Origin of the sequence: Flavobacterium cupreum (assembly GCF_003996965.1) — a bacterium.
In the GTDB taxonomy this organism is placed as follows: Bacteria; Bacteroidota; Bacteroidia; order Flavobacteriales; family Flavobacteriaceae; genus Flavobacterium; species Flavobacterium cupreum.
The window spans coordinates 573,169-585,639 of the sequence record NZ_QWDM01000001.1 but is presented as its reverse complement, the minus strand read 5'-3'; the positions used below and the strand labels follow the sequence as shown (position 1 = coordinate 585,639).

The following is a 12,471-nucleotide window of genomic DNA, read 5'->3' as shown; positions in this document are numbered from 1 at the left end:
ACTATACTATTTAAATAATCAAGTGATGAAAAAATTAATATTAATATTTGCGGGACTTATCTTTTTTTCCTGTAATGATGATTTTTTAGATCAGGTACCGGACGACCGTTTAACTTTCGACGAAACTTTTTCTCAAAGAAGCACTGTAGAAAAATACCTTGCGAATATCTATTCGCGTGTCCCTAGTGAACTAGATCAAAGAGAAACCAATTCACATTCAGGTCCCTGGTTAGGAGCCTCTGATGAAGCGGAATACTGGCTGTCCAACCACTTTGGTAACTTTATGGACATAGGTGACTGGAATGCTGCCAGTGGGGAAACCTCCGATCAGTGGTCTAACTTTTATGGCGGAATCAGAGACTGCTCTACCTTAATCCAGAATATCGGAAAATGTAAAGATTGTTCAGATGCCAGAACAAGTCAGTATATCGCTGAAGCCAGAGTTTTAAGAGCCTACTGGTATTATAATTTAATTAGAATTTACGGTCCGGTGATCCTTATGGGAGAAACCCCGGTTCCTGTAGATGCTGATTTAGTAGCGCTTAATCTGCACAGGAATACGATGCAGGAATGCGTTGATTATATCATTAGTGAACTGAATACAGGAGCTGAAGCTTTAAAGCCAGTTTCGTTTGTAGGGGACAATGCAGGCAGAATGAGCAGGCCTTTTGCTTTGGCGATCAAAGAAAAAACGTTGTTGCTGAATGCAAGTCCGTTGTTTAACGGAAATACAGATTACGCCACTTTTACAGATGAAACAGGCAAGCAATTTATCACTCAAAGTACAGATGTAAACAAATGGAAATTAGCTGCAGCTGCCTCAAAAGCATTTATTGACGAATATGTCCCGGCCACATATGATTTATTCAAAGAATACAATACAGACGGATCTTACAATCCTTATTTGTCAACACGTGATGTAATGCTTAAAGACTGGAATAAGGAAATGATCTATGCCCGTCCCCGCGGTGGAATTTCATACCACTATGACGTGACACCAAAGCATGTTGGATATCCTGATGATGTGCATGGAGCAGGCGGACTGGCTGTTACGCAGGAAATGGTTGATGCTTATTTTACGTCAAACGGCCGTTCTATCGATGATCCTGCTTCGGGGTATCAATCCACTGGTTTCTCGAATTTTCAGGCACCATTTGATGTGCAGCAAAGATCGACTTACAACCAATGGGTAAACAGAGAGCCAAGATTCTATGTGGGCGTTACTTATAATGAAAGCCTTTGGTTAAACCGCCAGTTCGGAAATATTATTACAGGTTTATGGTACAGCGGAAATTCCGGTCGTGGCGTAGGATCAGGAAATGACTATGCGCCAACCGGTTATGTGGTAAGAAAAACCATGATTACAGGAAATAAAAATAATACCAACAGAAGTATCCCAATGTTGCGACTGGCAGAAATCTATCTGGATTATGTTGAAGCCCTAAACGAATCAGATCCTGCAAATCCGGATATCCTAATTTACCTGAATAAAATCAGAGAAAGAGCCGGAGTGCCACAATACGGAGATGCTGGTTTAGCGGTTCCCGGAGGACAGGCACAAATGCGTGATGCCATTCATAAGGAACGCAGAGTAGAACTTGCCTTTGAAAACGTGCGTTATTTTGATGTTCGCCGCTGGAAAGAAGCCATCACAAAATTCGCCGGTGATTTTCACGGTATGGATATTAATGCGACCGATGAAGCTAACTTTTACAAACGTGTAGTGTTTGAACAAAGGATTTTCAATCAAAGACATTATTTATGGCCAATACCACAAAGAGAACTGAATACAAACACCAGGTTGATTCAAAATCCCGGCTGGTAATCTATTTTACAGCGCTGTTTTTTAACTACAAACAGCGCTTAAATAACCTTTAAAACCTAAACCTATGAATAAAAATATCATAAAAATTATTTCATTAATTTTTGTTACCAGCTTATTTTGTTCCTGCAACAGCGACGATGATTCCGTTATCGATGGATTGCCGGATGCAATTGTAAACACAGATCCTGCAGGAGCACCCCCACGGGAAATTAAAGAAAACTGGAGCGGTCACACCGATAAACTGTACCGTCAGTTTTTTGATAAAAGTGTCGCCGTATATTATGATAGTGAGGTCAAAAGACCTTTAGACTGGCCAAATGATTTCTTTAAAAACACCTGGAAACAAGTAACAGCCACTTACGGGGATTTTGGCGGAGACAATAGATTGTATGCTGTCTTTCATGACAAAAGCAAAGGACCAATCTATGTAGCAACGACTTTTAACGCCGCGAGCGGAAACAGAAGTATTTTTGACATTGCCTTCGAAGGATATGAAATGAAAGGAAACAATATCGACAACCCATTACTGGCGGTAAGTCAGATTGTAGAAACGTCTTCCAGAGGCATAAACGGTTCTCCCGCAAAAGCGATTTGGGGAGATACCTATTCGCAAATCTTCTTATATGATATCTATACAAAGTTGCAAATGCAGTCCGATGCAGATCGTATTGCAGCGGCTAACAACGCAAAAACATCCACTTTTCCAAAACAAAACACCTATTGGTTCAGGGATTGGTACGCTCCAATTTACAAAGATCATGGCGGAAGTTTGTCACTGGGAAACTTCTTTAAACTTACGGCACAATTTTACCCGACAAATGGAAATACGTATGCGCATGATATGAACATGGGAGAGTTTGTACACTTTTTTAGCGGTGCCACAGGAGATGATTTGCAGCCACTTGCCGAAGCAGCTTTTGGATGGAGCGACGAATGGCAGGAACAATTATTAGACGCCCGTGCTGATTTTCCAACCCTGAATTATCCATTTACACCTGTTGTAAACATTACCGATTTAACCGTAGGCGCTACAATAACCGTGAGCAAAGACAACGGTAACGGAGCTCAGGGAGGCGAAGGGTCATTAAAATTAATTGATAATGACTTAAGCTCTAAGTTTTTGGTTGGCGGTTTAGATACCAATAATATCAATTTCTGGATGCAGCAGGAACTTACAGAAGCTGCAGTTGTCAACAAATACAACTTTACCTCCGGTAATGATGCACCGGACAGAGATCCTAAAAACTGGGAACTTTTGGGTTCTGACGATGGTTCGTCCTGGACGTCTTTAGACACAAGAACAAATCAGGTTTTTAGCGGAAGGAATCAAACCAGGGAATTTGTGGTAACTAATACAACAGCGTATAAATATTACAGAATAAACATTACCGCTAACTATGGTAGTGATGCGATCCAGATCAGCGAGTGGAGACAATATTTCGTTAGAAAATAAAGATTTAGTTTAAATTAAGTTTAGTAGTTCGATTGACGGGCATTCTGGCCTGGTTAGCCAGGATGCTCCCAATCATTTAAACTTTGCAAATTGCTTTAAAAGTAAAAAATCAATACATAATGATACAAAAATATATATCGATTATAACCATTGCTTTGGCTGTAGTCACGAGCGGTACTGCTCAGGTCTTAAGAGCACCGTCTTATCCTTTAATCACGCACACGCCTTATCAGAGTGTCTGGTCTGCCGGAAATGAGTTAAACACAGTGGCAACCCAGCACTGGACAGGAACAGACCAGTCTTTGACCGGATTAGTAAAAGTAGATGGCGAAGTATACCGCTTTCTGGGCGTAGAATCAATTGCCTATAAAACAGTTTTGGCCACAGCCGATGAAGAAAACTATTCCGTAAAATATACAGAAGAAACCCCGTCTTCTGACTGGACAAATGCTGACTTTAATGCCGCTTCATGGAAAACCGGAAAAGCACCCTTTACAGATGACGATTCAGAAGCCAAAACAAGCTGGAAATCCAAGAATCTATGGACCAGAAGAACCTTTGACTTAGCAGATAAAAACTTCCGTAAATTATTCCTGAAACTGCGCCATGATGATAACGTTCAGGTATATTTAAACGGAGAAAAAATCTACGAGGTAAGCGGCTGGAAACACCAGTACAAATACATTGCAATTGAACCGGCTGTACTGACAAAACTGAAATCAAAAGGAAATGTTTTGGCCGTTCATATCGAAAATACAGCAGGCGGACAATGGCTTGATGCAGGTTTAGTGACCGAAGATGTATCCATGCGAAATGTAACCATTCACCAGGCCAGTCAAACCAATGTTTCCCTTGAAGCTACAAACACAAAATATACTTTTGATTGTGGAAAAGCAGCACTAAAAGTAACTTTTACATCACCGCTTTTATTAGATGATTTACAGTTATTAAGCCGTCCGGTAAGTTATATTTCGGTTTCAGTGCAATCAAAAGATGATCAGAAACACAGCGTTCAGCTTTATTTAGGTGCTTCAAGTACATTGGCCGTAGATTCTCCGGCGCAGGAAGTAGAAGCATGGCGCTACCATCAGAATAATTTAGCAATTTTAAAAACCGGAACCGTACAGCAGCCAGTCCTTCAGAAGAAAGGGGATGATCTGCGTATTGATTGGGGATATGCCTATGTGGCAACCCAGTCTGCTAAAAATGTAAAACAATATATTTCATCTGCAAACAGTGGTTTGGAACCATTTGTTACCACAAAAGCAGCCTCAGAAGTGAACAGCGTAAAAGGAAATAATTTATACCTAAACACTATTGTTGACCTGGGAGATGTTGGAAAAAAAGCACAGGAACAAATATTACTGATGGGTTACGACGAATTGTTTGCGGTAAATTATTTTGACACTCCATTAAAACCGTGGTGGAAAAAAGATGGAAAAACAATCGAAACAGCACTTGCTGAGGCAAATTCAGAGTATAAAAAAGTAATCCTGAAAAGCGAAAAGTTTGATGCAAAATTACAAACTGATGCTGTAGCAGCAGGCGGAAAAAAATATGCCGATTTGTGTGTTCTGGCTTACAGACAGGCTATTGCGGCGCATTCGATTACGCAGGCCCCAAACGGGGATATTCTTTTTCTTTCCAAAGAAAACCACAGTAACGGCTCTATCAATACAGTCGATCTTACCTATCCTTCAGCACCATTATTTTTGCTTTACAATCCAAAATTAATGGAAGGAATGTTAAACGGAATCTTCTATTACAGCGAAAGCGGAAAATGGAAAAAACCATTTCCGGCACACGATTTAGGAACCTATCCCATTGCAACCGGACAAACCTACGGCGAAGATATGCCCGTTGAAGAAGGAGGAAATGCAATACTGGTGGTAGCGGCCATCGCACAACAGCAGGGAAATGCAGATTATGCTAAGAAACACTGGGCAACCCTTACAGAATGGGCAAATTACTTACGAAAAAGTGGTTTTGATCCTGAAAATCAATTATCAACAGATGACTTTGCCGGACATTTGGCACGTAATGCCAATCTTTCTATAAAAGCAATTGAAGCTTTAGCCGCTTACGGAAAACTGGCCGGAATGTTAGGCGATAAAAAAACAGAAAAGGAGTTTACGGCTGAAGCCAAAGAAATGGCGTTGAAATGGATGGATCTGGCCAAAGATAAGGATCACTATTCTTTAGCATTTGGAAAACCGGGAACCTGGAGCCAAAAATACAACCTGGCCTGGGATACTATTTTAGGCCTGAACGTTTTTCCTGAAAGTGTTCGGAAAACAGAAGTTGCGTATTACTTAACAAAACAAAACAAATACGGGATGCCCTTAGACAGCCGTGAAAATTACACCAAATCGGATTGGGTAATATGGTCCGCAACTCTGGCCGATAATCAAAAAGATTTTGACGCCATCGTGAACCCAATGTGGGATTATGCAAACGAAACTCCTGACAGAGTACCATTAAGTGACTGGCACCAGACAATAGACGGACATACGGTAAACTTTAAAGCAAGATCTGTAGTAGGAGGATATTACATGCAGCTTCTAAAATGGAAAACAGCCAAAAAATAAAACATAAAAATTATGAAAAATATTAAAATAGTTTATCTGGTTGTAGCGAGTTTTCTTTTTACGTTCTGCAGCAATGACGAGCCTACAGGGCCACCTTTATGGACACCGGACATCAGCAATGTTGTACCGTATACAACTGCTGACGCAACAGTTGCCTACGAGGCGTTCAACAAACAGTTTTACAATCCAACAGCAAAATTATATTACAGCACAACCGAAAAAGGAGGATTAGGCTCGATCTGGACACAGGCTATTTTTTGGGACATTGCCATGGATGCTTATAAACGTACCAATGATCCTAAATACCTGACGCTGATCAAGGATATTTATCAGGGCGCTTATCAGGAATACGACGGTTTCAATTACAGCAACAAAGTAAAATGGTTCATTTACGATGATATGATGTGGTGGGTAATTTCGTTAAGCCGGGCATATGAAATCACTAAAAATGAGGAATATTTACAAAACTCCATCAAAGGTTTTGAATATGTGTGGAATGGTTCATACGATCCGGTCAATGGCGGAATGTTCTGGGATTTCCAGCACTCGGGAAAAAACGCCTGTATCAATTATCCAACTGTCATTGCAGCAATGGAATTATACAAAATCACCGGTGACGAAGAGTATCTGACAAAAGCAAAAAGCATCTACGACTGGTCAAAAAATAATTTATTCGAAAAAACAACAGGACGCGTAGCCGATAATAAAATCGGAAACAATCCGGGCTGGTCTGATTACACCTACAATCAGGGAACTTGTATAGGAGCTGCAGTAGCACTTTATAAAGAAACCAAAGACGCAGCCTATTTAAATGATGCAAAATTAGCCGCCGATTATACAAAAAACGTCATGTCAAGCGCAGAAGGAATTCTTCCTGCCGAAGGCGACTGGAACGAACAAGGAGTCCTGAAAGCCATTTTTGCACGATACACCATGGCATTGGTAAACGACGGAGGACAAGAGCAATACCTGCCATGGCTTCGTAAAAACGGTGATGTAGCCTGGAGAAACAGAGACAAAAACAGAAACATCATGTTCCGTGATTATGACATTCCCTGTCCGGTTTTAACCGTTCAGTCATTCGAAGCCTGCAGTGCGGTAGGTATTATGCAAATTGCACCGCCTGCCCAAAAATAAATTGGAAATGAAAAAATATTCTAAAATAATAATCCTCTCAGGTCTTTTCGTTTTGCCGGCGCAATTCTTTGCGCAAAAAAAAGACCCCAAAACAGTATTCCAGGTAGCTGATGCCTGGAGTCCTGCTTATGATGTCAGGGCAGATGCGGCTATTGTTTACGGAATAAACGATGCCGGCGGAAATTTTAAAGAGAGAGCCAAAAGCTGGAAAGACCACGGCTATACCATTCAGTTTATGACCGGTATTGCCTGGGGACAATATAAAGACTATTTTAAAGGAAAATACGACGGCAAGCCCCATTTTGACGAAGGTCAGAAAATGAAAAACGGCGAGATCATCTGGCATGGCGAAGATGTTCCGTACACCGTTCCTACCGCCGGATATATTGCCTACATCAAAGGATTGGTAAAAGAAGCCATTGATGCAGGATCGACCGCGATTTATCTCGAAGAACCTGAATTTTGGGCAAGAGCCGGCTATAGCGACGCCTTCAAAAACGAATGGCAGAAGTTCTACGGATCGCCCTGGCAGGCCCAGCACGAATCTCCGGAAGCCACTTATTTGTCCTCAAAACTAAAATACGATTTGTATTTCAATGCCCTGAAAAATGTATTTGAATACGTTCATACCTATAGCAAAAGCATTGGCAGAAAAGTAAAATGTTATGTCCCGACACATTCCTTAATCAATTATGCTTCCTGGGAAATCGTAAGTCCTGAAGCCAGTCTGGCACAATTGCCACACATGGACGGTTACATTGCACAGGTCTGGACAGGAACTTCCCGTGAAAGGGTTTATTTTAACGGAGATTTTAAAGAAAGGACTTTCGAAAATGCCTTTTTAGAATACGGTTCAATGGTTTCGATGACGGCTCCAACCGGCAGGGAAATGTTTTTTCTGACAGATCCAATAGAAGACAGAAGTCAGACCTGGGCCGATTACAAGAAAAATTATCAGGCCACTTTTACCGCTCAGTTGATGTACCCAACCGTAGCCAGCTATGAAGTAATGCCTTGGCCGCCAAGAATTTATTTAGGTAAATTTAAGATGGAAGAAGGTCAGGAAAAACAACCGCTTTCTAAAGCATACGGCACGCAAATGCAGGTGATGATCAATTCGCTGAATAACATGCCGCTTTCAAAAAATGAAATCAACGGAACCAAAGGAATCAATGTCTTATTGGCGAATTCGATAATGTTTCAGCGTTTTCCGCTTCATGACGGGTACACAGATCCGTCACTTTCTAATTTTTACGGGATGGCGTTGCCGTTGCTGAAAAGAGGAATTCCCGTTGGAACCGTTCACATGGAAAACCTGGATTTAGTTTCTAATTTAAAGGATACCAAAGTCCTGATCATGTCGTATGCGAACATGAAACCGCTTTCGGCTAAAAATCATGAGGTTTTGGCCAAATGGGTAAAAGATGGCGGAATGTTGATTTATTACGGAAAAGATGACGACCCGTTTCAGAAAGTAACCGAATGGTGGAACCAAAACGGGAATGCCTACAAAGCGCCATCAGAACATCTTTTCGAATTAATGAACCTGAAAGCAGAAGATTCAAAAACAAGTTACACTTATGGAAAAGGAAATGTTTTTATAGTTCGAAAAAATCCAAAAGAGCTGGTTTTAGAAAAAAATAATGACACAGGTTTTATCGACATCGTTGCTGAAGCCTATCATAATGCGGTGCCCAAAGAAAAACTGGAACTTAAAAATTTCTATTATCTGGAGCGCGGACCTTATGACATTATCGCTGTTTTAGATGAAAATGACAACAAGGAACCTTTGCATATAAAAAGACCAGTGATTGACCTTTTTGACCCCGAATTGCCTGTTTTACAGGAAAAAACAATCCATCCCGGCGAACAGGCTTATTTATTCGATTTAAACCGAATTGAAAATAAAAAACAGCCTCAGGTATTGGCTGCGGCTTCTAGGGTTTACGAAGAAAAAACGACTAAAAACAGTTATTCCTTTTTAACCAAAAGTCCATCAAATACAATGAACGCCATGCGCATTCTTTTGCCATCAAAACCTTCGGAGATAATCCTGAGCAATGATGCCAAACAAACGAGTACAGCATTTACCACGAATTGGGATGAAGCCAGCAAAACCTGTCTTTTAAAATTTGAAAACGACAGCAAAGGCATCAGCGTACAACTGAAATGGTAGATTAATTACGAATAAAACTGAAAACATGAAGTATCATAAATATCTAATCTTTTTTCTTTTAGCACAATTTTCAGGTCACGCACAGGCTTTAGATCTGACGCAATATGTGAACACCTTGCAGGGAACCAATTCTAAACATGAGCTGACAAAAGGAAATACCTATCCTACAACGGCATTGCCTTTCGGGATGAATACCTGGTCACCTCAAACCGGGAACAACGGCGATGGCTGGAAATACCAGTATTTCAAGGAAACCATCAGGGGATTTCAGCAGGCACATCAATGCAGTTCATGGTCCAATGATTACGCCGTATTTTCATTAATGCCCGAAACAGGCGCTTTAGAACTGAACGAAGATAAAAGAGCAGCAAAATTTAGTCATAACAATGAAATTGCTAAACCGCATTACTACAAAGTACAATTTGAGAATAATGTAACAACCGAAATGGCTCCGACAGAAAGAGGCGTTCACATGCGTTTTACGTTCCCGAAAAAGCAAACTGCCTTTATTGTTCTGGACGGATATACCGGAATGAGCGGTGTGACGATTGACGTTAAAAACCACAAGATTACCGGTTTTGTTCAAAACGGAAAAGGTTTTGATCAGGTGAAAGAATTAAAAAACTATTTCGTAATTCAGTTTGACAAACCTTTCAAAACACAGGGAACCTGGGAAAACAGAAACGGCGAAAAATCAGATAAACTTTCGTTAGAAGGAAAAGGCGCAGGTGCCTATCTTCAGTTTAAAGACGGCGAAACCGTTCAGGTAAAAATCGCTTCCTCTTATATAAGTTACGAGCAGGCGCAACAAAACCTGAATCAGGAATTAGGAAACTTCAAAAAATTAGAAGATACCAAAGAAGCCGCCAGAAAAGTATGGAACAAACAATTGGGAAAAGTGGTTGTAGAAGGCGGAACCGAAGAACAATTCAGGACTTTCTACTCCTGTTTGTTCCGGGCGAGTCTTTTCTCCAGAAAATTCTATGAAGAAAAAGCCGACGGAAGTCCGGTCTATTTCAGCCCGTACGATGTAAAAGTACACGACGGATACATGTACACAGATACCGGTTTTTGGGATACCTTTAGGGCGCAATTTCCTTTGAATGCGCTATTGTCCCCGCAAATGCACGGACGTTATGTAGGGGCGTTGGTCGATGCGTACGATCAGTTTGGCTGGCTGCCGTCATGGTCATTTCCCGCAGAAGCCGGAAGTATGATCGGGAATCACGGAATTTCACTTCTGACAGATGCCTGGGCAAAAGGATTCCGAACTTTTGATCCTAAAAAAGCACTAAAAGCCTATTATCACGAAGCCACCAATAAAGGCCCGCAAGGCCCTTCAAACGGAAGACACGGCTGGAAAGAATACTTCACTCTGGGCTACGTTCCGTATCCGGAATATGGAGAAGCAACGGCAAAAACATTAGAATATGCATACGATGATTTCTGCGGATATCAATTGGCAAAAATGACAGATAATCAATTCTATCAGGACGTTTTCTCCAGACAAATGTACAATTACAAAAATGTATACAATGCCAAAGATGGTTTCATGGAAGGCAGAAATACCAACGGGGAATGGAAATCAAACTTTGATCCGTACGAATGGGGAGGCCCTTTTACAGAAGGAAATGCGTGGCATTACCTGTGGTCGGTTTTTCAGGATCCCCAGGGTTTGATTAATCTACTCGGAGGTGAAGCTAATTTCAACAAAAAATTAGATGCCGTTTTCTCGAGCCCAAACACGGTGAATGTGGGAACTTACGGCGGTAAAATTCACGAAATGACCGAAATGGAAGTAGGGAATATGGGACAGTACGCTCACGGAAACCAGCCCATTCAGCACATGATTTACCTTTACGATTACGCAGGACAACCCTGGAAAGCGCAATATCACGTAAGAGATGTTATGGAAAAACTGTACAATTCTACCGAAAACGGTTATCCGGGTGATGAAGATCAGGGACAAACCTCTTCGTGGTATGTTTTAAGCGCACTTGGTTTTTACAGCGTTTGCCCGGGAACAGACCAATACGTTTTGGGAAGTCCGGTTTTTGCAAAAACGACCATCAATTTAGAAAATGGTAAAAAGTTTGTAATCGAGGCCAAAAACAACAGCAAAGAGAATGTTTACATTCAGTCGGCAACCCTAAATGGTAAAGAATACACCCAAAACTTTTTGACGTATGGCGATTTAACAAACGGCGGTGTTTTTACACTCGAAATGAAAAATACACCAAACGAAAAAAGAGGGATCAACGCCTCAGATCGTCCATTTTCCCTAACCAAAAAGTAAATTAAACGAAGAGATTTTTAAAAAGTCAGTAAATAAAAATACCACCAGAAAATGTCAATAATTATAGGAGTCGATATAGGAGGAAGCCATATTAGCAGTGCGGCAGTAAATCAGGACAATCTCGAAATAATAAGCGAAAGTTATTTTAGTGGTGCCGTTGACAGTAAGGCATCCAAGGGAGTAATTCTGAAAAAGTGGGCCGAGATTATCAATCGAACGCTCAGTACAATTGATGTTGATACCCCGATTGGTATTGCTTTTTCTATGCCCGGACCATTTCAGTACGAAACAGGAATTGCCTTGTTTGAAGGAAATGACAAGTACGAATCATTATATAATGTGAATGTGCCACTGGAATTAATTCCGTATCTGAACAATAAAAATGTGACATTCCGATTTTTGAATGATGCCACTTCGTTCGGAATAGGAAGTGCCTTAAGCCAAAAAGACGGCAAAGGGGACCAAAAAGTAATTGCCATCACATTAGGAACCGGTTTTGGAGCTTCATTTCTAAACGACGTTATTCCGGTAATAAACAGTTATGATGCGCCTGAAAATGGCTGTCTCTGGGATAAAAATTTTAAGGATACTATCGCCGATGATTATTTCTCTACCAGATGGTTTCTGAAAAAATATGAGGAGTACAGCGGCCAGAAAAGCGCTGATGGGGTGAGAGAAATTGCCCGTATCAAAAACGAATATTCAGCCAGGATATTTGACGAGTTTGCCCATAACCTGAGCGATTTTCTTTTGCCTTATATTTTGAAATTTGAAGCAAATTCACTGATTATAGGTGGAAACATAGCCAGGTGTCATGCGCTTTTTTTACCCAAAGTGCTGCAACAATGGAAAGAGAACAATGTTGAAATCTCCGTAACAATACTGGACAACACCGAAGAATCCAGTATTATCGGATCAAGCCATATTTTTAATGAAGGGTTCTGGGAAAAAATAAAAGAAAAACTTCCCAATTTTTAAGTAATAAAAGTAGAGAAA

Annotated in this window: 7 protein-coding genes; all 7 read left to right on the top strand. The window is 40.8% G+C overall.

Features of this window, described 5'->3' with window-relative positions:
* The first annotated feature begins 25 nt into the window (after positions 1-25).
* The 7 genes from D0817_RS02360 (at position 26) to D0817_RS02330 (ending at position 12,453) form a co-directional block, all read left to right on the top strand.
* Positions 26-1,825 (top strand): RagB/SusD family nutrient uptake outer membrane protein, encoded by a 1,800-nt coding sequence (locus D0817_RS02360; RefSeq protein WP_127336777.1) that lies wholly within the window; start codon positions 26-28, stop codon positions 1,823-1,825.
* A gap of 64 nt (positions 1,826-1,889) precedes the next feature.
* A complete protein-coding gene (locus D0817_RS02355; protein ID WP_127336776.1) occupies positions 1,890-3,278 on the top strand; it encodes a discoidin domain-containing protein in 1,389 nt (462 codons plus the stop codon).
* 119 nt (positions 3,279-3,397) lie between these two features.
* Positions 3,398-5,866: a glutaminase family protein gene (locus D0817_RS02350; RefSeq protein WP_127336775.1), complete on the top strand. Its 2,469-nt coding sequence runs from the start codon at positions 3,398-3,400 to the stop codon at positions 5,864-5,866.
* A gap of 12 nt (positions 5,867-5,878) precedes the next feature.
* Entirely contained in the window at positions 5,879-7,003 is a 1,125-nt protein-coding gene (locus D0817_RS02345; RefSeq protein WP_127336774.1) for a glycoside hydrolase family 76 protein, read from the top strand.
* A 7-nt stretch (positions 7,004-7,010) separates the two neighbouring features.
* Entirely contained in the window at positions 7,011-9,179 is a 2,169-nt protein-coding gene (locus D0817_RS02340; protein ID WP_127336773.1) for a hypothetical protein, read from the top strand.
* Positions 9,180-9,204: 25 nt separating this feature from the next.
* Positions 9,205-11,475: a GH92 family glycosyl hydrolase gene (locus D0817_RS02335; RefSeq protein WP_127336772.1), complete on the top strand. Its 2,271-nt coding sequence runs from the start codon at positions 9,205-9,207 to the stop codon at positions 11,473-11,475.
* A 51-nt stretch (positions 11,476-11,526) separates the two neighbouring features.
* Positions 11,527-12,453 carry an ROK family protein gene (locus D0817_RS02330; protein WP_127336771.1) on the top strand — a complete coding sequence of 309 codons (927 nt, stop codon included), beginning with the start codon at positions 11,527-11,529 and terminating at the stop codon, positions 12,451-12,453.
* Positions 12,454-12,471: the final 18 nt, after the last annotated feature.